Origin of the sequence: Rhizobium sp. NLR22b (assembly GCF_019685295.1) — a bacterium.
GTDB lineage: Bacteria > Pseudomonadota > Alphaproteobacteria > Rhizobiales > Rhizobiaceae > Rhizobium.
Genome location: NZ_JABDWM010000002.1, coordinates 285,940 through 309,979 on the forward strand (window position 1 = coordinate 285,940; position 24,040 = coordinate 309,979).

Consider the following 24,040-nt stretch of genomic DNA (forward strand, 5'->3'; position numbering starts at 1 on the left):
CGGCCGAAGGGCGGGCAGCGGGATCTTCGCCTGATCGGCGCCGCGGTCGACCCGGCCGTCCCAGGTCAGGCCGACGGTCGGGCCGTTGTCGACGCTTTCGTCACCCTCGTCCTCGGAATCGTAATAATGCTCGGTGAAGGCGGGCACGGCCTGCAGGTAGCGCAGCGTCGGAACGGCGCGCAGGCCCGGCCGGTCCATATGCTCGCCGCCCAATTCGACCGGCGCGGCCGATGCCGGGCCGAAAGCATGCGCCGGGTCATGGCAGGAGGCGCAGGCCTGCAGCCCGGAGGCCGACAGCGATGGATCCGAGAAAAGTTTGCGGCCGAGTGCGGTCAGCGTCTCGGCCCGGGCGAAGGCCTCGGCGCTGCCAAGGACGGCGATCCAGCCTATGCCGATCCCAATGCGGCAACGACCCTGCCGCCGCAACATGAAACCACCATCGGCGATCTCCTGTCGCTGAAGGGCGTCAGCTGGGCCTGGTAAAGCGGCGCCTGGCAGGCGGCCCTTGACGGCAAGAACGTCACGCCGGTGCCGAACTTTCAGTTCCACCACCAGCCCTTCAACTATTTCGCCAATTTCGCCCCCGGCACCCCGGCGCGTGCCGAACATCTGAAGGATGGCGGCCTGGCCGGCGAGGCCTTCCTGAAAGATATCGACGACGGCAAGCTGCCGGCCGTCTCCTTCTACAAGCCGCAGGGCAACCTCAACGAACATGGCGGCCATGCCGATGTTTCGAGCGGCGACCAGCATCTTGCCGATATCGTCTCGCATCTCGAGAAGAGCCCGCAATGGGGCCATATGCTGGTCATCGTCACCTATGACGAGAATGGCGGTTTCTGGGATCACGTCGCGCCGCCGAAAGCCGACCGCTGGGGGCCCGGGCAACCGCATGGCCTTCGTCATCTCGCCCTTCGCCAGGGCTGGCATGGTCGATCACACCCAGCACGATACGACTTCGATCATCCGTCTGATCACCGCGCGCTACGATCTGCCGCCCGCGACACGGCGCTGCGCGCCAACGGCCAGCCGCCGCTGGGCGACCTCACAGCCGCGCTCGAGCTGACGCATTGACCGATTGCACGTGGCCCCGGTTTTAACTGGGGCCGCGCCGCCTTCAGGCTCTTCTTCACCGGCGCAGCAGCGGCCGCAAGGCGGCCTGCGTTTCCTTCAGCAGTTCGAGATAGCGCGCTTTCATCTCGGCGGCCGGGACGAGGGCGGCCGGCGCGCCGATATTGATCGCCGCGATCGTTTCGCGGCGGTCGTTTTCGATTGGGACGGCGATCGAGCAGAGGCCGATTTCCAGCTCCTGGTCGATGATGGCGTAGCCCTCGGCGCGCACCCGGCGGAATTCTTCGATCAGTTCTTCCGGGTCGGTCCTGGTCTTTGGCGTGTTTTGTTTGAGCTCGCTGCGGGCGAGGATGGCGCGCGCCTCGTTTTCGGAAAGGGCTGCCAGCAGCACCCGGCCCATCGAGGCGCAATAGGCGGGCAGGCGGCTGCCGGGGGTGAGATTGATCGACATGACCCGGCGCTGCGCGGCCCGGGCGATATAGACGATCTCGGTGCCGTCGAGCACCGAGGCCGAGGCGCTCTGGCCGGCCTGTTCCGAGAGATGATCGAGATGCGGCTGCAACAGCGCCGGCAGCGGTGTCGCCGCCAGATAGGCATGGCCGAGCCGCAATATCTTCGGCGTCAGCGTGAAGAACTTGCCATCGTAATCGGCATACCCGAGCTCGGCGAGCGTCAGCAGCGAGCGGCGCACGGTGGCGCGGTCGAGCCCGGTCAGCTTAGCGGCTTCGGCGATCGACAGCCGCGGGCGCGTCTCGCCGAAGGCTTCGATGACTTTCAGGCCGCGGGCAAAGCCGCTGACGAAATCGGTTTCGCGCATGAATTCGCTTCTCCACTTATCCAGCATCGTGTGCGATATACGAACAAAAGTCAAATAACGCACAAAATATCTTGCCGCTGCTCCTGCTGCATTCTATTTCTGATGACAAGAACGGGCTGAGGAGATCCCCATGGACAAGACAATCGCGAGCACGGCGCAGGCCGTCTCCGAGATCGGCGACGGCGCCACCGTCATGATCGGCGGTTTCGGCGGCTCCGGCGCACCGATCGAGCTGATCCATGCCCTGATCGACAAGGGGCCGAAAAACTTGACTGTGATCAACAACAATGCCGGCAACGGCCGCATCGGCATCGCCGCAATGATCGATGCCGGCCTGGTCCGGAAAATGATCTGCTCCTTCCCGCGCTCCTCGGATCCGCGCGCCTTCACCGACAAATATCTGGCCGGCGAGATTGAGCTCGAACTGGTGCCCCAGGGAACGCTGGCCGAGCGCATCCGCGCCGGCGGCGCCGGCATTCCGGCCTTCTACACCCCGACCGGCTACGGCACCGAACTGGCCGAGGGCAAGGTCATCGCCGAATTCGACGGCCGCCACTATGTGCAGGAGCGCTGGCTGAAGGCCGATTTTGCGATCGTCAAGGCTCAGGTCGGCGACGTCCACGGCAACCTCACCTACAACAAGGCCGGCCGCAATTTTAATCCGCTGATGTGCATGGCGGCGGCCAGGACGATTGCCCAGGTCTCGTCGATCGTGCCGGCCGGCGGCATCGATCCCGAACATGTGGTGACCCCCGGTATCTTCGTCGACCGTCTCGTCGCCGTCCCCCATCCGCAGCAGGAAGAAGAGCTCATCCGAGCCGGAGTGGCCTACGCATGACCGTCGATATCAGGGACGACATCAAGCTTTCCAACGCGCAGATCGCCTGGCGCGCCGCCCAGGACATCGCCGACGGCGCCTACGTCAACCTCGGCATCGGCTTTCCCGAAATGGTCGCCCGCTATCAGCCGCCCCGCCGCCAGGCGATCTTCCACACCGAAAACGGCATCCTCAATTTTGGCGAGCCGCCAGCCGAAGGCGAAGAGGACTGGGATCTGATCAATGCCGGCAAGAAGGCGGTGACGCTGAAGCCGGGAGCCGCCTTCTTCCACCATGCCGACAGCTTCGCCATGGTGCGCGGCGGTCATCTCGATGTCGCGATCCTCGGCGCCTACCAGGTGGCGGAGAACGGCGATCTCGCCAACTGGCGGGTCGGCAGCAAGGGCGTGCCGGCGGTCGGCGGCGCCATGGACCTGGTGCATGGCGCCAAGCAGGTCTGCGTCATCACCGAGCACGTCACCAAGACAGGCGAGCCGAAGCTGGTGGAGAAATGCAGCTTTCCGCTGACGGGTGTGGCCTGCATCACCCGCGTCTATACCAGCCATGCCGTCATCGACATCGTCGACGGCCGTTTCGTCCTGCGCGAGAAGCTTGCCGCCATGTCGCTGGAGGAATTGCAGGCGATGACCGGCGCGGCCCTCCATCTCGAGGGGCCGGTGGCCGATCTCGTCGTCCCGAAACTCTAAAGGAAACGCCATGACCGAAGCCTTCATCTGCGACTATATCAGGACGCCGATCGGCCGCTTCGCCGGCGCGCTTTCTGGGGTGCGGGCCGACGATCTCGGCGCCATCCCGCTGAAAGCGCTGATGGCGCGCAACGGCAGCGTCGACTGGGAAGCCGTCGACGACGTGATCTTCGGCTGCGCCAACCAGGCGGGCGAGGACAACCGCAATGTCGCGCGCATGTCGGCGCTGCTCGCCGGCCTGCCGGTCGCGGTGCCGGGCACGACGATCAACCGGCTTTGCGGCTCCGGCATGGATGCGGTGATCACTGCGGCGCGCGCCATCCGCGCTGGCGAGGCGGAGCTGATGATCGCGGGCGGCGTCGAAAGCATGTCGCGCGCGCCCTTCGTTATGCCGAAGGCCGAGACGGCCTTTTCCCGGGCCGCCGAAATCCACGACACGACGATCGGCTGGCGTTTCGTCAACCCGATGATGAAGAAGCAGTACGGCGTCGATTCCATGCCAGAGACCGGTGAGAATGTCGCCGAGGACTACCATGTCAGCCGTGAGGACCAGGATGCCTTCGCGCTACGCAGCCAGACGAAGGCGGCGGCAGCACAGGCGAGCGGACGGCTGGCGAAGGAGATCATCCCGGTCACCATCCCGCAGCGCAAGGGCGAGCCCGTCATCGTCGACAAGGACGAGCATCCGCGCGCGACGACGATCGAGGCTCTGGCGAAACTTGGCACGCCATTCAAGAAGGAAGGCGGCACGGTGACGGCGGGCAATGCCTCCGGTGTCAATGACGGAGCGGCGGCGCTGATCGTCGCCTCGGGAGCGGCGGCGCGAAAATACGGCCTGACGCCGATTGCCCGCGTCCTCGGCGGCGCATCTGCCGCCGTTCCGCCACGGGTGATGGGCGTAGGGCCGATCCCGGCCTCGCGCAAGCTGATGGCGCGGCTCGGCCTGATCCAGGAGCAGTTCGACGTCATCGAACTCAACGAGGCCTTTGCTAGCCAGGGGTTGGCGGTGCTACGCGAACTCGGCATTGTCGATGACGATCAACGGGTGAACCGCAATGGCGGCGCGATCGCGCTCGGCCATCCGCTCGGCATGTCGGGCGCCCGGATCACCGGCACGGCGGCGCTGGAGCTTGCCGAAACCGGCGGACGGTATTCACTGTCGACCATGTGCATCGGTGTCGGGCAGGGGATTGCGATCGCGCTCGAGAGGGTTTGAGCGCAAAACCGACGCTTGATATCGAGAGGCGCCGCATCTCCAGCTGAAGGTGCTCCGTTGCCGCGGCACATCATTTCAGACGCGAAATCCTATCACGGGAGATGGATTCCGGTTGCGCGCATGGGTCATGGGCAGTGGGAAAGCAGGTCCTTTCAGTCTGAAAGCGTGGGCAATCTTGCAGCGCTTCAGCCCTCGAGCACGCTTTCCTGACGCCGTCGCAATGAGTTGAAGACCGTGTGCGGGAGCCGTAGTTTAGGATCCTCGGAAAAACGCCGGCTCAACGCATCGAAATCTGCATCTGGATCGGCCGTAATCAAAGCGACCTCGTCAAAGAAATCCAGTTCGGAATGCGAAAGCGTCGCATTTAACGCGGGTTGCGCTCCCCAAACGTCCCAAGGCAGGATTTCGCGACCGTTGAGAGTGGCGAGATCTCGGATCAGGTTACCGGCGATGAACCACAGACCACGAAGCTGCTCAAACTCGATGCCGAACAGATTTGGATCGAGTTCTCCGCTGCGGCATCTGCGCCAGGCCTCGGAAGCGGTCAGGAATTGGGCGCGCGGAACGTCATGGATGTCGAAACGAATTCCGAGATTGCGGATGAAACCCCCGTCGAGCTGGCTGTCCAGCAGGGCCCAGCGCCCATCAGCCGCTTTCCAATACTCACATACCCAATGATCCTCGAACTTGCCCGGATTGAAGTAAGTGGCGAAGCCTCCGCGGCCACGGGCGGGAATTCCGTGCTGCCGAAGGATTGCGACGGACAGCAACATGTAATGGCGGCAGATTCCGACCAGACGCTTCTGGGGCGGCCGGGCGACGGAGAGCGGACGGTCGTCGAGCACCAGCAACGCATCGAGCATCTTCTCCAACGGCCGGACGTGGCTTTCGCCGCGGCGCGCTTCGGGAACCTTGTAACCGTAGAATGGTTCTGCGGCGTGCTCGTAGATCAGCAAAGCCTGCGCCGTGTGGGCAACGCCGGCCGGATCGGACGGCAGTATGTCGAGGAGCGCAGAATGGCGGCCGGGCGCGCTAAAGGCAGAATGCCTTGTATAATGTTCATGCTTGCAATGCTGCGCGCCATCATTGCCCGCGCAAGGGGCGGAAAGGGCCTTGGCGTTCATGATAAACCTCCTGCGGATGGACTGCCGGTACGCCTGTTCTGCCATGGGCTCTGAAGGGGTGCTTGATCCTGGTTGCTGACGTTTGCGCCTTATTCGCCCCTGGAGCTTTGTGAAGACAGCGCGCTGTTCGCTCCCGGCAGGGCGCATCGTAACCGGCACGATATAACCGGCCGCGCTATGAAACGCGCGGAACGTTGCGTGCCGCGATCTCCTTCGATAAAAACCCGGCATGCTGATCCGACTCGCAAACGACGACGACCGAAGCGCGATCTGGCGGATCATCGGCCCGACGATCCGCGCCGGCGAGACCTATGCGCTCGATCGCGATCTTTCCGAAGCCGATGCGCTCGCCTACTGGATGGGAGCGGACCGCGAGACCTTCGTCGCGGAAGAGGATGGCATTATCCTCGGCACCTATTACATCAAGGCCAATCAGGCGGGCGGCGGGCGCCACGTCTGCAATTGCGGCTACATGACCGATCCCGCCGCAAGAGGCCGCGGCGTCGCCCGCCGCATGCATGAACATTCGCTGCAGCATGCCCGCTTGCGGGGTTTTCGGGCCATGCAGTTCAACTTCGTCGTCAGCAGCAATCGCCGCGCCGTCGCGCTGTGGCAATCGCTCGGCTTCGACATCGTCGGCCGGCTGCCCGGCGTCTTCCTTCATCCGACCGAGGGCTATGTCGACGCCTTGGTGATGTTCCGCACTCTCTAAACGGCACGTGGAAAAAAGATGTAAGCGCGCTGTCGAAATCGCAGCGGTTCAAACGTCTTTAATCGCAAGGCGCGGAACCGGCGGACCGGCTGCACGCGCCGCGATCACTCTGTCGGCATGGAGGTATGAAGCCATGAGTGTTTCCTATCGTTGGGTCATCGTCGCAGTCGGCGCCCTGATGTCGTGCGTCGCCATCGGCGCAATGTTCTCGCTGGCGATTTTCCAGGAGCCGATCGCCACCGCGACCGGCTGGTCGCATGTCGGGATTGCCAGCGCCATGACGCTGAATTTCCTCGTCATGGGTCTCGGCGGTTTCCTCTGGGGGGCGGCAAGCGACCGTTTCGGGCCGCGCCTCGTCGTGCTGGTCGGCTCGGTGTTGCTCGGCCTGGCGCTGGTGCTCGCCAGCCGCACCGCAACGCTCATCGAATTCCAGCTGACCTATGGCATCCTGGTCGGACTGGCCGCCAGCGCCTTTTTCGCGCCGATGATCGCCGCGACCACCGCCTGGTTCGACGTCAACCGCGGTCTTGCCGTATCACTCGTATCGGCCGGCATGGGGGTGGCGCCGATGACCATCTCGCCCTTCGCCCGCTGGCTGATCTCGGCCTATGAATGGCGCCCCGCCATGTTGATCATCGGCATTGCCACCTGGGTGCTGCTGGTGCCGGCCGCGCTGCTGGTCAGGCGCCCGCCTGCCGAGAGCGTCGATGCCGGCACGGAGTTTGCCGCGGCGGGCGCTCGGCCGCAGCTGTCGAAAGTCTTCCGGTCGCCGCAATTCATCGTGCTCGGCCTCACCTTCTTTGCCTGCTGTGCGGCCCATTCCGGGCCGATCTTCCACATGGTCAACTATGCGACGATCTGCGGCGTCGCGCCGATGGCGGCCGTCAGCATCTACAGTGTCGAAGGCCTGGCGGGCCTCGGCGGCCGGCTGCTCTATGGCAGCCTCGCCGACAGGCTCGGCGTGAAGCCGGTCCTGGTCGCCGGCCTCCTCGTGCAGGCGGCCGCGCTCGCGACCTATCTCCTGGTCAGCGAGCTGACGGAGTTCTATGCGCTCGCCATCGTCTTCGGCAGTGCCTATGGCGGCGTAATGCCGCTCTATGCGGTGCTGGCGCGGGAATATTTCGGCCAGCGCATCATCGGCACCGTGCTGGGCGCGGCGACGATGCTCTCCAGCCTCGGCATGGCCTTCGGCCCTCTGATCGGCGGCTGGATCTTCGATACGTTCGCTAATTATTCCTGGCTGTTCATCGGTTCTGCGATGGTTGGGCTCGGGGCTGCGGCAATCGCGCTGGCATTTCCGCCGCTTGTCCGGCGGGAGCAGGAGGCGGTTTTCGGTGTGTCGTCTTGAGGAGTCTCCAATCAAGGAAGTCTGCAAGACCAGTCTCAAGAAAGAACCCTCCCCAATCCCTCCCGATAAGGGGGAGGGGCTAAGCTCTCGCTGTATGGGGCCAAACAGCGAAACTTTTCTGCAGATGAAACGGTGAAATGGTACGCGGTTGCGGCACTTTGGTCCCTTCCCTTGTGGGGAGGGGTCTTTGGCCCGAACCGGCCAGCCATGACATCTTCCAGGACGCAAATCTCCGGCTTTCGTGCATTGCCCTTCCCCGATTTCGGCTGATAGACTTCCCCCATCTGTTTCATCACCTATGTCCTTGGTTTTCGGGAGGCTTCTTGGCCATGACAGAACTTGCTCAATTGCTCGCATCCATCAATCTGCCGGATCTCGCCGGCAAGGCCGTGCTGATCACCGGCGCCTCGACCGGGATCGGCGCGGCGCTCGCCCGCGCCTTTGCGGCTCAAGGCTGCAAGGTCGGGGTGCATTATAACGCCAGCCGTGAACCGGCCGAGAAGCTCGCCGAGGAAATCCGAGCCGCCGGCGGTACGGTGCATCTGATCCAGGGCGACGTGTCGAGGGAAGGCGAGACCGAGCGTGTCGTCGAGGAGACGGCGAAGACCTTCGGCCATCTCGACGGGCTGATCAACAATGCCGGCGGCATGCTGGGGCGCAAGCCAACCTCCGAATATACCGACGCCCATTATGCCGCGGTGATGGACCTCAACGCCCGCTCGGTGCTGGCGGCGACGCGCGCGGCCCATCCCTGGCTGAAAAAGCAGGGCGGCTTCATCATCAACACCACCTCGATCGCCGCCCGCAACGGCGGCGGCAATGGCGCGGTCCTCTACGCCGCCTCCAAGGGCTTCGTCTCGACCATCACCCGCGGCCATGCCAAGGAGTTCGTCGCCGACAGGATCCGCGTCAACGCGGTGGCGCCGGGCGTGATCGCCACGCCCTTCCACGAGCGCTATACCAATGACGAGCAGATGGAGTTGCAACGCAAATCGATTCCGATGGGCTTCGTCGGCACATCGGAGGATTGCGTCGGGGCCTATCTCTTCCTCGCTTCGCCAACACTTTCGGGCTACATCACCGGCCAGGTCATCGAGGTCAACGGCGGCCAACTGATGCCGTAAACGCTTCGATCGGCAAACGACAGCGTCCGCTTTTGCCTAGGGCTACGGAACTTTCGAACCACCTTCACGTTTCCCGCTTGGTCTTTTCATCAAGCGGGGCGCCATGAGCTTTTCCTTTTCGGAACTCGACTTCCTCAAGCCGGAGCTGGGGGCGGAGTATACGGGTTCCGGTACTCATTTCGCCGTCTTCTCGGCGCATGCGCAACAGATCGAGCTCTGCCTGTTTTCCCCTGACGGAAAAGATGAGATCGCCCGGCTGCCCTTGCCCAAACGCGAGGGCGACATCTGGTCGGGCTATATAGCCGGTATCGGACCGGGCACCGTCTATGGCTATCGCGCCCATGGCCCCTATGATCCGGGTGCCGGCCATCGCTTTAATCCGAACAAGCTGCTGCTCGACCCCTATGCCAAGCAGGTGACGGGCGAACTGCAATGGCACGATGCACTCTTCGGCTATCGGATCGGCGAGGACGATCTTTCCTTCGACGACCGCGACAGCGCGCCCTTCATGGTCAAGGGCGTCGTCCAGGATCCCGACTTCGACTGGGCAGGCGAAGAGGCGATCCGGCGGCCGTGGCCGGATACGATCATCTACGAGGCGCATGTGCGCGGCCTGACGATGACGCATCCGAAAGTGCCGGACCGGCTGCGCGGCACCTTTCTCGGCATGTGCAGCGATCCGATCATCGATCATCTCGTCGGACTTGGCGTCTCGGCGATCGAGCTGCTGCCGATCCAGTATTTCCTCGACGACCGCTATCTCCTCGAAAAGAATCTGAGGAATTATTGGGGTTATCAGACGCTCGGCTTCTTCGCGCCGCAGGCGCGCTATCTCTCAAGTGACAAGATCACCGAAATCAAGACCATGGTGAAGAGGTTCCATGCGGCCGGCATCGAGGTCATCATGGACGTGGTCTACAACCATACGGCCGAAGGCAGCGAGAAAGGGCCGACGCTCTCCTTCCGTGGGCTCGACAATGCGAGCTATTACATCCTCTCTCCCGACGATCCCCGCCACACTTTCGATACGACGGGGACCGGCAACACGCTGAATGTCGCCAATCCGATGGTGATGCGCATGGTGCTCGACAGCCTGCGCTATTGGGTCGGCGTCATGCATATCGACGGCTTCCGTTTCGATCTTGCCAGCACGCTCGGCCGACAGGATCTGGAATTCGACCGTCAGGGCCTGTTCTTCGGCGCCATCCGTCAGGATCCGATCCTTGCCGGCGTCAAGCTGATCGCCGAACCCTGGGATATTGGCGCGGGCGGTTATCAGGTCGGCGGTTTCCCACATCCCTTCCGCGAGTGGAACGACAAGTTCCGCGATGACGTGCGCCGTTTCTGGAAGGGCGACGGCGGCATGGTGTCGGAGCTGGCGGCGCGCATCACCGGTTCGGCGCCGCAATTCAATCATTCCGATCGGGGCGCGACCTCCTCGATCAATCTTTTGTCTGCCCATGATGGCTTCACGCTGATGGATACGGTGTCCTTCGACGGCAAGCACAACGAGGCAAACGGCGAGGATAACCGCGACGGGCATTCCGACAATCATTCCGACAATATGGGGGTCGAGGGTGCGACCGATGATCTCGAGATAAACGCGGCACGCGCACGCCGACGGCGCAACATGATGGCGACGCTGATGCTGTCACAGGGCGTGCCGATGATTTTGGCCGGCGACGAGCTCGGCAACAGCCAGGGCGGCAACAACAACGCCTATTGCCAGGACAACGAGATCGGCTGGACGAGCTGGGACGGGCTGGACGACCCCTTCCTCGATTTTTGTCGGCAGGCCGTTGCCTTCCGCAAGGCTCATCCCGTCCTGCGCCAGGAGCGGTTCCTGACGGGGGAGACCAGTGAAGACGGGCGTATCGAGATCGCCTGGTACAAACCCGACGGCAGTTTCATGGACGACGGAGCCTGGAACGACGACGGACTGCAGGTACTCGGCGTCTACTTCTCGAAGAGCGCGCATGCACTCGATACCGAGAAGATGGACGACCTCTTCCTCGTCTTCAATGCCGGCGGTGATTGCGAAGTTCATCTGCCTGAGGTGAACGGACTGACGCAGTGGTCACGGGTTCTCGACACCGGGGCGGAGACCGGCGCCTTCGAGGTACACGACGAGGCCAATCCTGTCATGGTCTACACCCAGAGCTTGGCCGTCTTTGCGCCGACAGGCCAGACGCAACCGCCGGAAGGGGCGACCAAGGCCCAGCGCCGCCGGTGGTTTCAGTTCGGCCGCCGTGACAAATAGCGGGTCGCCATCAGCATGAATGCCGAAACCATTACCGAACTTGGCCTGATCTATGTCAGCGATACCGAACCGGGCATCCGCAGGCGAAGGAAAGGCAAGGGCTTCAGCTATGTGATGCCTGACGGTACGACGCTTTCCGATGAATCGCAGCGGGCGCGCATCGGTGCGCTCGGCCTGCCGCCCGCCTACGAGAACGTCTGGATCTGTCTCTACGAGAACGGTCATCTGCAGGCGACTGGCATCGATGCGCGCGGGCGCAAACAATACCGCTATCACAAGGACTGGCAATCGTTCCGCAGCGCCGGGAAGTTCTACCAGCTGATTGAATTCGGTCAGGCATTGCCGAAGATCCGCCGCACCGTGCTGCGGCATCTCGACACCGGTGCCGAGGATGTCAACGGCGTACTGGCGGCTCTGACGACACTGCTCGACGAGGCGCATCTGCGGGTCGGCAACCAGGCCTATGTCAGGGAGAACGGCACTTATGGCGCGACGACCCTATTGAAGCGCCATCTGAAAATCGTCGACGGGCGGATCGAGCTCAAGTTCCGGGCCAAGGGCGGCAAGCGCGTGCAGCGCAGCCTCAAGCATCCGAGGCTACAGAAAATCCTGGAAGAAATTTCCGACCTTCCCGGCCGCCAGCTCTTCGTCTGGAAGGATGAAAGCGGCGCGCTGAAACCGGTCGATTCTGGCCGGCTGAATGCCTACCTGGCCGAAATATCGGGGATTCCGATCTCCGCCAAGACGTTCCGCACCTGGGCCGGATCGCTGGCGGCCTTCGGGGTCGCCCGCGAAAGGATCGTCGGCGGCGGGCGGCCGACGGTGAAGGAAATGTCGGAGGCTGCGGCCGAGGCGTTGCACAATACACCGGCGATCTCACGCTCGAGCTACATCCATCCGGCCATCATCGGCCTCGCCGGCAATGGCCATGCTTTGATCGAAGGCGGCAACGAACCGCTGCGGGGCTTGCGCGCCGAGGAAAACAGGCTGCTTGATTTCCTCATACGCGAGACTGAACTGAACTCTTCAGCTTTCGGCGTCTAGCTCGGGATAGTGCCTGAAAATTCCATCCTCATTGAAGGCGAGGCGGCGAGGGGAGGCGAGATAACGGGCGATGTTCGGCCGCTTCGCCACCGCATCGTGCAGGGCAAGGAGAGCAGGGTACTCCGCGTTGCGCTTCGCCATGGCTTTGGGAAAGGCATAGGTGAGACCCTCGATCACCTGAAAGACCGAGAGGTCGACATAGGTGAGAGCGTTGCCGATCATATGATCGGCGCCTTCTGGATTGCGCTTCAGGACACGCTCGAAATAACCGAGGAATTTTGGAATGCGATCGCGGGTGAAGGCGGCCGAACGGGTTTTGGCTTCCTGCTTCTGGTCTTCGTAATAAAGAGACAGGTCGATCGGGTGGTGCGTATCGTGCGCTTCGGCGACGAAATCGGTGATGGTGAGCTGCAGGCCGTTGGCGACATAGCGAAGGCTTTCGTCCTCCGGCGCAAGGCCGAGCTTCGGCCCGAGGTAAAACAGGATGTTGGCGACATGCGGGATGAGGAGGTCGCCGTCCTTCAGGAAGGGCGGAGCGAAGGGGATGTGCGGCTCGCCTTCGCTCTTCATGATCTCAAGCATGGCGCCTGTTCCCCGGCCGGGCTGACGCGTGACGTCGACATAGTCGGCGCCGGCTGCTTCCAGTGCCAACCGCACGAATTCGCCGCGGCCTTGAATGCCGTCCCAATAATAAAGCTCATATGCCATGCTCAATGCCTCGGTTGACGACCGAAGTCTTTTCGCAGTTCGTCCTTGGCCTTTTCAAGGGTGTCGCGCCGCTTTTTCGACAGCTGCTCGCCGGCGCGGTTGATGTAGAAGGTCAGCATCGACATGGCAGCGCGAAACGGGCTGGACTTGCGGCGATCGCTCTCCTCGGCGGAATGCTTGATCGACCGGGCAATCTTCTTCGGATCGTCCGATTTGAACGCGCCTTCCTTGAGGTCCATAGCGTTGCTGTGCTCGGTAACGTTCTGGGACCATTTCTTCTTCGATTTGGCCATGACGAAAACCCCTTTGCCGGACGGGCTGGCGATAGACTGACGCTTGCCGTTTCCCTTATCGATTACAGAGTTGGAGCATGACGGCGCCCGAAACCGCTCACACCCTTCGGCACATGCTTAGTGGTGGCTATGGTGCTCGTTGCGCTTGCGTGTCGCGGCCGCCTTCTTGGCGGAAGCGGACCGTTCCTCCTTCGAGCGTGCCGCGGATGCAGCGCCGCCAGCCCGGCCGCCTTTTTCAGAGGATTCATGCGTATCCTTCTTGTCGGGGCCGGAACCCGATTTGTTGCCGCCGCCGCTTTCCTTGTTGACGGTCGCCCAGGCGCGCCGTTCGGCCTCCTTTTCGGAGACGCCGCGCTCCTCGTAGCTCTCCTCGATGTGTTCGGCCTTGCGTTTCTGCTTGTCGGTATAGTCGGATTTGTCTCCTCGCGGCATCTTCGCCTCCTGTGGTTTGCAAAGCGCTCGAACGCGGTTTGTAAGAGAAACCAACCGGTGCCGAGGGTAAAAGTTCCCTCTAGGGTCATTGTCCCAGATTTCGGAACAAAAGCCGGTTTTCTCAGGTTTCCGATGTGTGAGCCTGCTTAAAGCCTGCATGCGGCAAGGAACCGAGAACATGGAAAAACACATCGTCAAAGCCGATGGAAACGGCGCGATCGACGTGAACGGCCAGGTATCGCCGGTCACCTACACCGTCAGCGTCAAGGAAGGGAAGGGGCATTCCTACGAGGTCGATATCCGCCTGATGGCGCCGCGCGACTGGCTGCTGCAGAGGGGTTTCAACAGGGATGCCGTGCTTGTCAGCCAGAGCGGCGCCCGGATTCCCGTCTATCACGATGGTGCCAATCATCACGATGGCGGCAGCCATCACGATGACGATCATCATGACGGCGGCCGCCTCGATCCTGGCGACACGATCTCGATCGTATTGACGGCCCGCGACGACAGCTGCACCAGCGAGGTCGACCTGATGCGCAAATATCCCGAATTCGACGGTGCGGGTTAGAGCGGTTCAGCTTGGGAAAGCTGGGCGGCGCTCTTGACCGCCCGATCGAGTGCGGCGCTGGTGTAGGGTTTCGTCAGCAGCACCGAGCCGAAGAAGCGATCGGCGTCCGGCGGGTCGCTGTCGCCTGTGGCGAAGACCAGGCCGATGGACGGAAAGGCCTCCCGCGCCTTGGCGGCGAAGGCCGAGCCCGACATGCCGGGCAGGCCGACGTCGACGACGATGACGTCGAGGAGCGTGTGGCCAAGGATATCAACGCCCTGTTCGCCGCTGTCGGCCTCGATGACGTCGTAGCCGAGGTCCTGCAGGATTGCTGCGGTATCCATCCGAATGAATGCGTCGTCTTCCACGAGCAGCAGCCTCAGCTTGCCGGCCGTGCCGGAAACCTTTGGATCAGGTTGCTTTGCATTGGACACCGGCGCATTGGCCTCCACCTGGTGGCGTTGCGGCCGGTTGGCGAGCACCTGGCGGATCTTGCGGGCGAGCTCCTCGCGCGTATAGGGCTTGGAGAGCAGCTCCAGGCCCGGATCGAGCCTGCCGCCATGGACGATCGAGTTTTCGGTATAGCCCGAGGTGTAGAGCACGGCGATGTCGGGCAGGCGCTGTCGCGCCATGCGCGCAAGCTCCGGGCTCCGCAAGGGGCCGGGCATGACGACGTCGGTAAAGAGCAGGTCGATATGGGCGCCGCTCTCGATGACGGTGAGGGCGCTGTGCGCATCCTTCGCCTTCAGCACGTAATAGCCGAGGTCCGAGAGCATCTCGACGACCGTGGCGCGAACGCCCTCGTCGTCCTCGGCGACAAGAATGGTTTCGGTTCCGCCGGTCGCCGGCATGGTGTCGGCCGCCAGGGCGCGATCCTCGCTGCGGAACGAGCGGGCGAGGTAGAGTTTGACGGTCGTGCCTTCGCCGATCTCGCTGTAGATCTTCACATGGCCGCCGGATTGTTTGACGAAGCCGTAGACCATCGACAGGCCGAGACCGGTGCCTTTGCCTTCCGGTTTCGTCGAGAAGAACGGCTCGAAGGCCTGCTCCATCACCTCTTGCGTCATGCCGGAGCCGGTATCGGTGATGGCGAGCACGACATACTGGCCGGCCTTCACCTCAGGATGGCTGCGACTGTAGGAATCGTCAAGGAAGGCGTTGCCGACCTCGATCGTCAGCTTGCCGACGCCATCCATCGCGTCGCGCGAGTTTATCGCGAGGTTGAGCAGGGCGTTTTCGATCTGGGCCGGATCGGCGAAGGTGCTCCAGAGACCGCCGGAAACGATGGTCTCGACTTCGATTTCCTCGCCGAGCGCGCGACGCAGCATGTCGTCCATGCCGGTGACCAGGCGGCCGATATTGACGACCTTCGGCTCCAGCGGCTGGCGGCGGCCGAAAGCGAGCAGCTGGCTTGCCAGCCGCGACCCGCGTTCGACGGCAGCGAGCGCATTCGCGATGCGCTCCCTGGCCCGGCCGTTCTCCGCCACGTCCTTGCCGAGAAGCTGCAGATTGCCCGAGATCACCTGCAGCAGATTGTTGAAGTCATGGGCAACGCCGCCGGTGAGCTTGCCGATCGATTCCATCTTCTGCGACTGCTGGAGCGCTGCTTCGGCCTGTTGGCGATCGGCGATCTCGGCCGCGACCCGGACCTCGAGCAGTTCGTTGAGTTTGCGCAGCTGATCTTCCATGTGGCGACGCTGGTCGATTTCGATTTTGGCGGCGCGGAACAGCCGGATATTGTCGATCGCGACGGCCGATTGGCCGGCGAGGCTGACGAGGCTCGCCTCGGCCGCTTGAGAGAAGCGGCCGGGTTCGCCGTGGCCGAAGAACAAGCCGCCGATGACGCTGCCGTCGCGCGATTTCACCGGCACGGCGAGATAGCTCCTGACCGGCAGATGCCCCGTCGGCATGCCGGAATGCGGCGGATTCTGGCCGTAGCGCCGGTCGAGCTGGATGTCGTCGGAGCGCATGATGCCTTCGCCGTTGAAGGTCGGCTCGAAGACTTTTGTATTGCGTGGCATCGGGAATTTCTCGAAGTTCTTCCGGTCGACGCCGGAGAGCGCGTAAAGCATGTAGCTGCCGCCCTCGCCGTCATCGACATTGTAGAAGAAGGCGCCGAATTCGGCGCCCGTCAGCGTCACGCCGGCATCGACAACAATCTGGGTGAGACGTTCGACATCGGGCTCGATGGTGATAGCGGCGCCTGCCTGGTTGACGACTGCAAGCGCCTCCGATTTGGCGCGCAGTTCTTCCAACGCCAGCTTCTCGCCGCGCTTGGCGGCTACCTGGTCGGTGACGTCGAGGGTCGCGCAGAGGATGCCGGCGATGGTGCCGTCATCGTCGCGCAGCGGCGTATAGGAGAAGGTGAACCAGGTATCCTCGGTGCGGCCGTCCCGGCGCATCGGGATGAGCAGCTCTTTGAAGAGCTGCGGCCTGCCTTCGAGCGTGCTGGCGACGATCGGCGAGAACTGTTCCCAGATATCCGCCCAAACCTCGCGAAAGGGTCTTCCGAGTGCGGCAGGATGCCGGTCGGGGAAAACAGGCACATAGGCATCATTGTAAAGAAAGGCGAGATCCGGACCCCAGGCGACGAATTTCGGCTGGCGCGAATTCAACACCATTTCGGCGATATGCTTGAGAGAAGCAGGCCAGCTTTCGACCGGTCCGAGACCGACGGCGTCAAAGGCCGGATGCCGCAACAATTCGCCGATTTTGCCGCCGCCTCTCGGCCAGCCGTTGCCGACGCTTCCCATTCAAAACCGCTTCCCTGTCGCCCGCCGCGCCGGTGTGAACGGCAGAAGTTCAACGTTCTACAGCATCTCTTGCGCGCCTGAAAAGGTGCGCACCGTAGGGGTTCAGCTCGTCCAACCGTCAACATAGAGGCTTGCAATGGCAGGGAAAGGGTCCGGTTGAAATATCGGTGTTCAGTGCTTTGTCATCGGGACAGGTTCAGTGCTCGGTTTGCTGCTCGGCGACGACGCTCGCGAGCACCTCGTCGCTACCGTTCGGGTAGATGGGAAGATCGAGCGTCACCGCCTCTTTCAACCCGTCGCGCTCGATCGTGAAGAACTTCCGAATACGTCCTTCACCGTTCTGCTCGCCGGACGGTTTTGCCGCTCTCGTCGAAACCAGACTGCGCTCGAAGCCCTCGGCATCGGTACCGGCGAAGGCCATCGTGCAGCTCTCGACAGCCTTCTCGCCGACCGTAGCCCTTCCAACGACCAGGGCCTCGAAGGGCGCGGCGCTGCCCGCCCCGGTGATCCAGCCGTCGAATGCCACGGGCTCCGAAAGAGGCAGAATGCTCAACACCATGTCGGCAGCAAGCGCCGGCCACTTGTTTCGGTGCGCGAGAGCGGCCGCGCGATCATACTGCGGCCCGCGGTCCAGGCAGCGGTCGGCAAAGCGGTCGAACGAAGACAGAGCATCGTCGGCCAGGGCGTCGGCGAGAGGCCCGAATGCAATCGCCGCCGAGACGAGTATAGTCTGAAGTCTTCGCATCGCTCTGATCCTCATCGCGCGTTCAGCCAGTTCGCTATCTCGACCGCGGCGACGGCGACGAGCACGAGGCCAGCCACACCGGACGTCGCGCGCGAGACGGAGGCAAGCAATTGCGGATGCCTTCTCATCAGATAGGAGATCCTGTTCCGGAAGACCACTGCGAGCAGGGCGACCGCGGACAAGGTCAGAGCGACGCCCATCATCATCGTGGCGGCGAACAGCAGGCCGGTGACGACGACCTGGTGGATCATCGCGAAAGTCATCACGAACAAGGTAAGCGGGCATGGCACGAGGCCGGCGGCAAATCCCATCAGCAGGCCTTCACCCTGAGCGTGCGAGTGGCTATGCCGGAGGAGCGCGGTCAGCACCATCCAGAGACCGATGACGCCCAGCAGCCCGCGACTGACGACCTCGAGTGCCGGCGACGACCCGGCGTCGACGAATGAGGGCGATATCAGGGGAAGGGCGAGCAGCGCGATCACCACGGCCATCGTGACATGGGTGAAAGACAGCGCGAGCGACACGAAGAGCGCCCGATGCGCTTTTGCGGACGAGCCCGCCAGATAGGTGGCGAGCACCGATTTGCTGTGGCCGGGGGTCATCGCATGAACGGCCCCGAAGACGACGCCCATCGGCAGGAAGGCCAGAAACGATGCCCAGCCACTGCCCGCGGCGAAGTCCTTTATATGGCCGGCAAAGGTCAGGTAAATTTCCCGCTGGATGTCGATGATCTGCTGAAACATCAGGCCAGCCCCGTTGTCACTGCTGCAAGCACCAGATATCGCCCCACTTTGGCGACGGTCACCAACAGCAGGAAGGTCGGCAGGGGCTCCCGCAAGAGACCGGCCACGACCGTAATCGGGTCGCCGACGATTGGCAGCCAGCTTGCGAGCAGCGACCATTTGCCGAAGCGACGATACCATAGCTGCGCCCGGTCGAGGGCCGTCGGTCCCACTGGAAACCACCGTTTCTCCCGAAAGCGTTCGATGCCGCGGCCGAGCAGCCAGTTCGCCAGTGCACCGAGAACATTGCCGAGACTGGCAACGACGAGCAACCAGAAGACAGGGAATTTCTCGGACAGGAGGAGGCCGACCAGAACGGCTTCCGACTGCATCGGCATGATCGTCGCAGCCCCGAAGGCGGTCGCGAACAATCCCAGATAGGCCAGCAGGTCGGCCATGCAGTCAAAGATATTTCGTGATCGTCTTGAACTCGTCGATCGACTGCCGCTTATCGCGGGGGAGGGCGCCGACGGTGTCTTCGAGGCAATGGTCGAGATGGTCCTGGATCAGCGTGCGCTTGGCGTTGACGATGGCCTTCTCGACGGCGGAAAGCTGTTGCGCGATGTCGAGGCACGGCTTGCCGCCCTCGATCATCGCGATGACGCTTCGGAGGTGGCCTTCGGCCCGCTTCAGGCGTTTGACGATCTCCGGATGGGTGGCGTGGGTGTGCGGTTCGCTCATCGTGTCCATGTTCTCGATCCTTCCGAGGGGAAGGCGGCTCGATCTTACGCCGGCGACCGCCCCCGGGACAAGTCAGTGATGATGGCCTTCCGGCTCTTCCATCCGGAAGGGAAGGTCGTCGATCTCGACGCCCGCCATCAGCTTCAGCATGGCGTCGAACTCGTGCGGTTCGGCCGGGGCGACGGCGCTTACCAAAGCATGATGATCGGTCGGCGAAGGAAGAAGCGGCAGCCGTTCGACACTGCCATCGCGGGCGATCTCCACCACGGCCTCGAGTCCCTTGACGTGCTTCGAGATCGAAAGGCGTAGGCGCTCGCCGTCCGGCGTGTCGACGATCTCCAGCAGTCCGGTCGCCAATCGGGAACTCACCGTGAACGGAGCGGGCGCGTGATGATGGTCAGGTGCGGCATGTGCCGGCTGATGCTCGTGCGCCGCGGAAGCCGAAGCCGGGGTCGCGCCGCCGTCGTCGAACTGGATTGTGGCGTTTCCAAGCGAGGGCAGATGTCCCTGCAACTCGCGGCGCAGGGCGGTCGCGATGGCGTTCGCCTCCGAAACGGTCTTCGACCGATCGACGGCGATGACCACGTCGGTGAAGAGCTTATGGCCAAGCCAGCGGGCCTTTACGTCGATGATCTCGTCGATACCTCTGATGCGTTCGGCTGCATGGCGGATATCGTCCGTGATCCCCGGTTCGACGCCATCCAGGCTACGGGTGACAATGGCCCTCGCGGACTGCCAGACGATGCCGAAGATCGCCAGCGTAATCATGAGGCCGACAATGGGGTCGGCGAGCGGGAAGCCAAGCCAGACGCCGATCGCGCCGAGCACGACCGCAAGACTTGTCAGGCCGTCGGTGCGCGCATGGTAACCGTCGGCAATCAGCGCTGCGCTGTTCATCTCGCGGCCCACCCGGATGCGGAACACCGCGACTGCCTCATTACCGACGAAGCCGACGACGCCCGCGATTGCGACCGCGGCGAGCTGTGTAATCGGCTGCGGATTCAAGAGGCGGTCGATCGCTTCGTAGCCGGCGACGAGCGCGCTGAAGAGAATGATGAGAACGATAACGAGGCCGGCGTACTCCTCGACGCGGCCGAGACCGTAGTTGAAAGTCTTCGTCGGCGCCCGACGGACGAGCGAAAAGGCGATCCACAGCGGAATGGCCGTCGCGGCGTCGCCGACATTGTGGATGGTGTCCGCAAGGAGCGCAACGCTGCCCGAATAGAAGACGACGACCAGCTGCAGCGCTGCGGTGATCGCCAGAATGACGAAGGACCATTTGATGGCCCAGATGCCGCGCTCGGAGGAGGCGATGCTCGGGTCGACGACGCCGTGCGTGTGGCCGTGTCCGCCCTCACCGTGCGAGTGCCCATGCGCGCCGTGGACGTGCGAATGCGCCTGGCCCGCCCGGCCGAAATCGAACAATTCCTTGATAGTCGAAAGCATTGCCTGCTCCAGGTTCGAAACCGCCATTCCTATCCCCCTGGAGAGGATAGGGCAAGCTCGAACGCCGGGAGCCGACTCGTTAAACCGTTACATGCAGGTGCCGGCAAGCCGCTGCTCGGCAATCTGAAGGGAATGTGGAAGCACAAGCACATTGACCGGGGCTAACGGCGACCTATCCGAGGAGGGTGCTCCACGCCATGGCGATGCCGAACGTGAGAATGGCGCCCGCAAAAACACTGTTGAGCGCAGATTGATAGGGCCTAAGGCGGTGCACAAGCTTGCAGCCGAGGACGGCGCCAAACGCGCCTCCCGCGATGAAGACCGCGGCGAGCGGCCAGTCGACGAGACCTGAGATGGAATAGGTGGCAGCCGTAGTCGAACCGAACGCCACGATCGCGACCAAAGAGGTCGACACCGCATTGATCGTCGGCATTCCGGTGGAAAACACCAGGCCGGGGACGATCAGGAAGCCGCCGCCGATTCCGAAAAAACCGGAGACGACGCCGCTTCCACCACCGATCGCAAGAACCTTGGTGGTGTTCCGAGGTTCGAAGATACAGGTATCTTCGCTGGCGACGCTTATTCGACGCAGCATCAAGATGGCGATGGCGATCATCAGCCCCGAGAAATACAAAAGTAGATGCTTCCCATCGAGCATCTTTCCGATCGATGCTCCGAGCAGCGCCCCGACGGTCCCAGTCGCGCAGTAAAGTCCCGCATACCGCCATATCACCGTTCCTCGGCGCGCGTGCATGACCAGGCTGATCAACGCATTCGAAGCAACGGCAACGGCGCTGGTGGCAATGGCGGTATGGGCGTCGGTCAGCCCTACGGCATGCACAAGAAGCGGGACTGCAAGGATGGAGCCTCCGCCGCCCAAAAGGGCGAGGGTGAAGCCAACCAAGGCGCCGCTGAGGGTCCCCATGCCATATTGAAAAAGATCTAGCGCCATTTTCAGGATCCTGCTCGAGCATAGAATGTTCAGTAAGCGGACGAGGTGCCGTATCGCCGAGAACAGCGATCGGGTTGCTCAGGACCAGACGGAACCTTGAAAGGCACCCATCGGGAGCTTGAGGTAGCGAAGGCCGTTTCCTTCGGGTTCCGGTAGCCGGCCGCCGTTGATGTTGACTTGCAGCGCGTGAAGTATGAGCTTCGGCATTGGCAGCGTCCGATCACGCGCCTCCCGAAGGTTGACGAACGCATCGGCGCAAGCACATCGCGCAACATGGATGTTTTCCGCCCTCTGACGTTCTACTGTGCTTTCCCAGAGTGGTTGCCGGCCGCCGGGCTGATAGTCATGTCCCACAAAGAGGCGCGTATCGCCGGGTAATGTCAGGATGTTCTGAATGCTCAACCAGAGTGACCTGGCGCTACCGCCTGGAAAATCCGCGCGGGCAGTGCCGCTGTCCGGCATGAAGACAGTGTCATGAACGAACACGGCGTCGCCCGCTGTGTAGGTGATCGAGGCAAGGGTGTGGCCGGGCGAATACATGACGCCGACCTCGATGTTCCCAACAGAGAAGGTGTCTCCATCGAAGAAGAGCCGATCCCACTGGCTGCCGTCGACGGGAAGATCAGGCCGGTTGTAGATCTTCGACCAGATTTTCTGAACATCCGTGATGCGGCTCCCGATCGCCGTTGGCGCGCCGGTCACCTCCTTCAGATAGGCGGCGGCCGAAAGGTGATCGGCATGCGGATGCGTGTCGAGGATCCAGTGCAGGCGCAGGTCCTGGTCCCGAATGTGACCCAACAGCATCTCGGCGTTGTGGGTCGTCGTCGATCCTGACTTCTCATCGAAGTCGAGAACCGGGTCGATGATCGCACAGGCCCTGGTTTGCGGATCGCTGACCACGTATTGAATCGAGAAGGTACGCGGGTCGAAGAAGGCGGCGACATCAGGTCTACGCACAGGCCGCCTCCTGTCGACCGGACGCGACCGGTGAGAAAATCGCGCGCGCCGGATCGAAGGTGTATTGCCCGACATAGGCCGATGCATCCCGCGCGAGTTGCGCGACCGAATCCAGGATGAAGGCAACCGTTTCGTCCGATGCCAGGACGCTCAAGTTGAGCCGCGTGAATCCGGGCTTCTCGATTTCGTTGCCAGCCAAGATCGCCTGCCGCATGCGCTGCGACGTCCGGGCGTCTATCGAAAGCAGCCGATGCACGTAAGGACCAGCGCAGGCGCAGCCGCCACGGGCCTGAATGCCAAACCGGTCGCTGAGCATGCGGGTGACCAATTGCTGGTGGATGTAGCTGCCCTTGCCATCGCGCACGCGAAACGAAAAGATCGGCAAGCGTGCAATAGAGGTGGAGCCAAGCAGTTCGATCTCCGAAACGTCCTTCCACGCGGTGAAGGCGCGCCGCGTGTATTCGTCATTCAGCCGCTTGATTGCATCGAGTCCGATCGCATCCTTGACCAGGAAGGCGAGCGCCGCACGGATGTCGCCGATGACGTTGGGCGTTCCCGCTTCCTCCCGAGACTCCAGGCTGTCGCTGTAATCGTGACCCGTGGGTGAAACGAATTTGACCGTGCCGCCACCGGACCAGGATGGCCTGCTCGCCACCACCGCGTCGTGCCGCACGACCAATACGCCGGAAGCCCCTGGGCCGCCCAGGAACTTGTGGGGTGACACGACGATGGCGTCGATTTCGGCACCATGGTCGGGAGTCATCGCAATCGGAACGTATGGTCCGGCCCCCGCGTAGTCCCAGACCACTTTGGCGCCTGCAGCCTTTGCAATCTTCGTGAGCGCCGTGACGTCGGTCAGGATGCCAGTGACGTTCGATGCGGCAGAGAACGAGCAAATGGTCAAATCTGCTGGGGTGTTCTCAAGGCCCTTCTGCAACATGACCGGATCGGGGCCACCGTCGTTGCCCTCGACAATTTCGATGACCTCCGCTCCGCTCTCGCGCCAAGGCAGGATGTTCGAGTGGTGTTCATATGGGCCGAGGATGACGCGCACGCTTTTGCCGGCCGCGATCGCATCGGTGACGCCCAGCAGGTTCACCAGGCGATTGAGGCCCGCCGTCGCGCCGGATCCCGCAAAAATGACGGCATGCTGTCGATCGGCACCGCAGAGCTCTCCAATGATTGAGCGGGCTTCCCGTCGAAGCCGGGTCATCATCCCTCCGCAATAGGACGCCTCGGTATGGCTGTTCGCGTAGTAGGGAAGGACGTCTTCGAGGATGAATTCTTCGATCTGTCTGAGGGCGCGTCCCGAAGCCACATAGTCGGCATAGACGAGATCCCTGGGGCCGAACGGGCCGTCGACCTTCGCCTTTGAGCCTATCAGCCCCGCCCTGAACCTGCCGATGGGGTCATCTCGGTTGAGATCACTCTTGAACTTGCCGAGAACAGTGGAGAGTTCTTTTGATGGATAGTGCGCCGCCAGCTCGTGCATCGTCATCCTCCGCGA

Annotated in this window: 23 protein-coding genes and 2 pseudogenes; 10 read left to right on the forward strand and 15 right to left on the reverse strand. The window is 62.8% G+C overall.

The window, feature by feature from the left end; genetic code table 11:
* Window positions 1-15: 15 nt before the first annotated feature.
* Window positions 16-372 (reverse strand): annotated as a pseudogene (locus HJC00_RS05025) (cytochrome c peroxidase); the annotation flags it as partial.
* Between HJC00_RS05025 and acpA the strand changes: the two are divergent.
* Window positions 367-1,071, forward strand: a pseudogene (gene acpA / locus HJC00_RS05030) (acid phosphatase); the annotation flags it as partial. The pseudogenes HJC00_RS05025 and acpA overlap by 6 nt on opposite strands.
* Window positions 1,072-1,126: 55 nt before the next feature.
* Here acpA and HJC00_RS05035 read toward each other — a convergent pair.
* A complete protein-coding gene (locus HJC00_RS05035; protein WP_221163714.1) occupies window positions 1,127-1,885 on the reverse strand; it encodes an IclR family transcriptional regulator C-terminal domain-containing protein in 759 nt (252 codons plus the stop codon).
* Between the two features lie 130 nt (window positions 1,886-2,015).
* Here HJC00_RS05035 and HJC00_RS05040 point away from each other — a divergent pair, with 130 nt between their 5' ends.
* From HJC00_RS05040 to pcaF, 3 genes are read left to right on the forward strand one after another with little or no spacing between them, the layout of a single operon-like run.
* Complete coding sequence (locus HJC00_RS05040) at window positions 2,016-2,723, forward strand: 3-oxoacid CoA-transferase subunit A (RefSeq protein WP_210632235.1); 708 nt, start codon at window positions 2,016-2,018, stop codon at window positions 2,721-2,723.
* A complete protein-coding gene (locus HJC00_RS05045; protein ID WP_221163715.1) occupies window positions 2,720-3,409 on the forward strand; it encodes a CoA transferase subunit B in 690 nt (229 codons plus the stop codon). Before HJC00_RS05040 ends, HJC00_RS05045 begins: the two co-directional genes overlap by 4 nt.
* 10 nt (window positions 3,410-3,419) lie before the next feature.
* Entirely contained in the window at window positions 3,420-4,625 is a 1,206-nt protein-coding gene (gene pcaF / locus HJC00_RS05050) for a 3-oxoadipyl-CoA thiolase (protein WP_210632237.1), read from the forward strand.
* Window positions 4,626-4,810: 185 nt separating this feature from the next.
* Here the strand turns inward: pcaF and HJC00_RS05055 are convergent, their stop codons facing one another.
* Window positions 4,811-5,749: a transglutaminase domain-containing protein gene (locus HJC00_RS05055; protein WP_210632238.1), complete on the reverse strand. Its 939-nt coding sequence runs from the start codon at window positions 5,747-5,749 to the stop codon at window positions 4,811-4,813.
* A gap of 229 nt (window positions 5,750-5,978) precedes the next feature.
* Between HJC00_RS05055 and HJC00_RS05060 the strand changes: the two genes are divergently transcribed.
* From HJC00_RS05060 to HJC00_RS05080, 5 genes are all read left to right on the forward strand, one after another.
* A complete protein-coding gene (locus tag HJC00_RS05060; protein WP_221144978.1) occupies window positions 5,979-6,461 on the forward strand; it encodes a GNAT family N-acetyltransferase in 483 nt (160 codons plus the stop codon).
* Between the two features lie 133 nt (window positions 6,462-6,594).
* Complete coding sequence (locus HJC00_RS05065) at window positions 6,595-7,809, forward strand: MFS transporter (protein ID WP_221163716.1); 1,215 nt, start codon at window positions 6,595-6,597, stop codon at window positions 7,807-7,809.
* A gap of 329 nt (window positions 7,810-8,138) precedes the next feature.
* The gene (locus HJC00_RS05070) at window positions 8,139-8,933 is read left to right on the forward strand and encodes an SDR family NAD(P)-dependent oxidoreductase (RefSeq protein WP_210632241.1); all 795 of its coding nucleotides are present in this window, start codon (window positions 8,139-8,141) and stop codon (window positions 8,931-8,933) included.
* Window positions 8,934-9,036: 103 nt separating this feature from the next.
* The gene (gene glgX / locus HJC00_RS05075) at window positions 9,037-11,193 is read left to right on the forward strand and encodes a glycogen debranching protein GlgX (RefSeq protein ID WP_221144983.1); all 2,157 of its coding nucleotides are present in this window, start codon (window positions 9,037-9,039) and stop codon (window positions 11,191-11,193) included.
* 15 nt (window positions 11,194-11,208) lie between these two features.
* Window positions 11,209-12,237, forward strand: coding sequence for a DNA topoisomerase IB (locus HJC00_RS05080; protein WP_210632243.1), 1,029 nt, complete (start codon window positions 11,209-11,211; stop codon window positions 12,235-12,237).
* Here the strand turns inward: HJC00_RS05080 and HJC00_RS05085 are convergent.
* The 3 genes from HJC00_RS05085 to HJC00_RS05095 form a co-directional block, all read right to left on the reverse strand.
* Entirely contained in the window at window positions 12,220-12,945 is a 726-nt protein-coding gene (locus tag HJC00_RS05085) for a glutathione S-transferase (RefSeq protein ID WP_221144985.1), read from the reverse strand. The genes HJC00_RS05080 and HJC00_RS05085 overlap by 18 nt on opposite strands.
* Window positions 12,946-12,947: 2 nt before the next feature.
* Window positions 12,948-13,238 (reverse strand): DUF3175 domain-containing protein, encoded by a 291-nt coding sequence (locus HJC00_RS05090; protein WP_221144987.1) that lies wholly within the window; start codon window positions 13,236-13,238, stop codon window positions 12,948-12,950.
* A gap of 117 nt (window positions 13,239-13,355) precedes the next feature.
* The gene (locus HJC00_RS05095; RefSeq protein WP_221163717.1) at window positions 13,356-13,670 is read right to left on the reverse strand and encodes a plasmid stabilization protein; all 315 of its coding nucleotides are present in this window, start codon (window positions 13,668-13,670) and stop codon (window positions 13,356-13,358) included.
* Window positions 13,671-13,848: 178 nt separating this feature from the next.
* On the opposite strand from HJC00_RS05095, the gene HJC00_RS05100 reads away from it, so the two are divergent.
* Window positions 13,849-14,238: a hypothetical protein gene (locus HJC00_RS05100; protein ID WP_221144989.1), complete on the forward strand. Its 390-nt coding sequence runs from the start codon at window positions 13,849-13,851 to the stop codon at window positions 14,236-14,238.
* Here the strand turns inward: HJC00_RS05100 and HJC00_RS05105 are convergent.
* The 9 genes from HJC00_RS05105 to HJC00_RS05145 all read right to left on the reverse strand — a co-directional run bounded on the left by HJC00_RS05105 (window position 14,235) and on the right by HJC00_RS05145 (window position 24,025).
* A complete protein-coding gene (locus HJC00_RS05105) occupies window positions 14,235-16,970 on the reverse strand; it encodes a response regulator (protein ID WP_221163718.1) in 2,736 nt (911 codons plus the stop codon). The genes HJC00_RS05100 and HJC00_RS05105 overlap by 4 nt on opposite strands.
* A 196-nt stretch (window positions 16,971-17,166) precedes the next feature.
* Complete coding sequence (locus tag HJC00_RS05110; protein ID WP_221144993.1) at window positions 17,167-17,715, reverse strand: hypothetical protein; 549 nt, start codon at window positions 17,713-17,715, stop codon at window positions 17,167-17,169.
* Window positions 17,716-17,726: 11 nt separating this feature from the next.
* Window positions 17,727-18,458 (reverse strand): ABC transporter permease, encoded by a 732-nt coding sequence (locus HJC00_RS05115; RefSeq protein WP_221144995.1) that lies wholly within the window; start codon window positions 18,456-18,458, stop codon window positions 17,727-17,729.
* The gene (locus HJC00_RS05120) at window positions 18,458-18,895 is read right to left on the reverse strand and encodes a YqaA family protein (protein WP_210632251.1); all 438 of its coding nucleotides are present in this window, start codon (window positions 18,893-18,895) and stop codon (window positions 18,458-18,460) included. Before HJC00_RS05120 ends, HJC00_RS05115 begins: the two co-directional genes overlap by 1 nt.
* Window positions 18,896-18,899: 4 nt before the next feature.
* Window positions 18,900-19,187 (reverse strand): metal-sensing transcriptional repressor, encoded by a 288-nt coding sequence (locus HJC00_RS05125; RefSeq protein ID WP_405047652.1) that lies wholly within the window; start codon window positions 19,185-19,187, stop codon window positions 18,900-18,902.
* A 63-nt stretch (window positions 19,188-19,250) separates the two neighbouring features.
* Window positions 19,251-20,624, reverse strand: a complete 1,374-nt coding sequence (locus tag HJC00_RS05130; RefSeq protein WP_221163770.1) for a cation diffusion facilitator family transporter — start codon at window positions 20,622-20,624, stop codon at window positions 19,251-19,253.
* Window positions 20,625-20,796: 172 nt separating this feature from the next.
* Window positions 20,797-21,576, reverse strand: a complete 780-nt coding sequence (locus HJC00_RS05135) for a sulfite exporter TauE/SafE family protein (RefSeq protein WP_210632252.1) — start codon at window positions 21,574-21,576, stop codon at window positions 20,797-20,799.
* Window positions 21,577-21,654: 78 nt separating this feature from the next.
* Complete coding sequence (locus HJC00_RS05140; RefSeq protein ID WP_221144998.1) at window positions 21,655-22,533, reverse strand: MBL fold metallo-hydrolase; 879 nt, start codon at window positions 22,531-22,533, stop codon at window positions 21,655-21,657.
* Complete coding sequence (locus HJC00_RS05145; RefSeq protein ID WP_221145000.1) at window positions 22,526-24,025, reverse strand: aminotransferase class V-fold PLP-dependent enzyme; 1,500 nt, start codon at window positions 24,023-24,025, stop codon at window positions 22,526-22,528. Before HJC00_RS05145 ends, HJC00_RS05140 begins: the two co-directional genes overlap by 8 nt.
* Window positions 24,026-24,040: the final 15 nt, after the last annotated feature.

Coding starts and splice junctions, on each gene's coding strand:
- HJC00_RS05035 (WP_221163714.1), bottom strand. CDS start 1,885: ATGCGCGAAACCGATTTCGTCAGCGGCTTTGCCCGCGGCCTGAAAGTC.
- HJC00_RS05040 (WP_210632235.1), top strand. CDS start 2,016: ATGGACAAGACAATCGCGAGCACGGCGCAGGCCGTCTCCGAGATCGGC.
- HJC00_RS05045 (WP_221163715.1), top strand. CDS start 2,720: ATGACCGTCGATATCAGGGACGACATCAAGCTTTCCAACGCGCAGATC.
- pcaF (WP_210632237.1), top strand. CDS start 3,420: ATGACCGAAGCCTTCATCTGCGACTATATCAGGACGCCGATCGGCCGC.
- HJC00_RS05055 (WP_210632238.1), bottom strand. CDS start 5,749: ATGAACGCCAAGGCCCTTTCCGCCCCTTGCGCGGGCAATGATGGCGCG.
- HJC00_RS05060 (WP_221144978.1), top strand. CDS start 5,979: ATGCTGATCCGACTCGCAAACGACGACGACCGAAGCGCGATCTGGCGG.
- HJC00_RS05065 (WP_221163716.1), top strand. CDS start 6,595: ATGAGTGTTTCCTATCGTTGGGTCATCGTCGCAGTCGGCGCCCTGATG.
- HJC00_RS05070 (WP_210632241.1), top strand. CDS start 8,139: ATGACAGAACTTGCTCAATTGCTCGCATCCATCAATCTGCCGGATCTC.
- glgX (WP_221144983.1), top strand. CDS start 9,037: ATGAGCTTTTCCTTTTCGGAACTCGACTTCCTCAAGCCGGAGCTGGGG.
- HJC00_RS05080 (WP_210632243.1), top strand. CDS start 11,209: ATGAATGCCGAAACCATTACCGAACTTGGCCTGATCTATGTCAGCGAT.
- HJC00_RS05085 (WP_221144985.1), bottom strand. CDS start 12,945: ATGGCATATGAGCTTTATTATTGGGACGGCATTCAAGGCCGCGGCGAA.
- HJC00_RS05090 (WP_221144987.1), bottom strand. CDS start 13,238: ATGGCCAAATCGAAGAAGAAATGGTCCCAGAACGTTACCGAGCACAGC.
- HJC00_RS05095 (WP_221163717.1), bottom strand. CDS start 13,670: ATGCCGCGAGGAGACAAATCCGACTATACCGACAAGCAGAAACGCAAG.
- HJC00_RS05100 (WP_221144989.1), top strand. CDS start 13,849: ATGGAAAAACACATCGTCAAAGCCGATGGAAACGGCGCGATCGACGTG.
- HJC00_RS05105 (WP_221163718.1), bottom strand. CDS start 16,970: ATGGGAAGCGTCGGCAACGGCTGGCCGAGAGGCGGCGGCAAAATCGGC.
- HJC00_RS05110 (WP_221144993.1), bottom strand. CDS start 17,715: ATGCGAAGACTTCAGACTATACTCGTCTCGGCGGCGATTGCATTCGGG.
- HJC00_RS05115 (WP_221144995.1), bottom strand. CDS start 18,458: ATGTTTCAGCAGATCATCGACATCCAGCGGGAAATTTACCTGACCTTT.
- HJC00_RS05120 (WP_210632251.1), bottom strand. CDS start 18,895: ATGGCCGACCTGCTGGCCTATCTGGGATTGTTCGCGACCGCCTTCGGG.
- HJC00_RS05125 (WP_405047652.1), bottom strand. CDS start 19,187: ATGGACACGATGAGCGAACCGCACACCCACGCCACCCATCCGGAGATC.
- HJC00_RS05130 (WP_221163770.1), bottom strand. CDS start 20,624: ATGCTTTCGACTATCAAGGAATTGTTCGATTTCGGCCGGGCGGGCCAG.
- HJC00_RS05135 (WP_210632252.1), bottom strand. CDS start 21,576: ATGGCGCTAGATCTTTTTCAATATGGCATGGGGACCCTCAGCGGCGCC.
- HJC00_RS05145 (WP_221145000.1), bottom strand. CDS start 24,025: ATGCACGAGCTGGCGGCGCACTATCCATCAAAAGAACTCTCCACTGTT.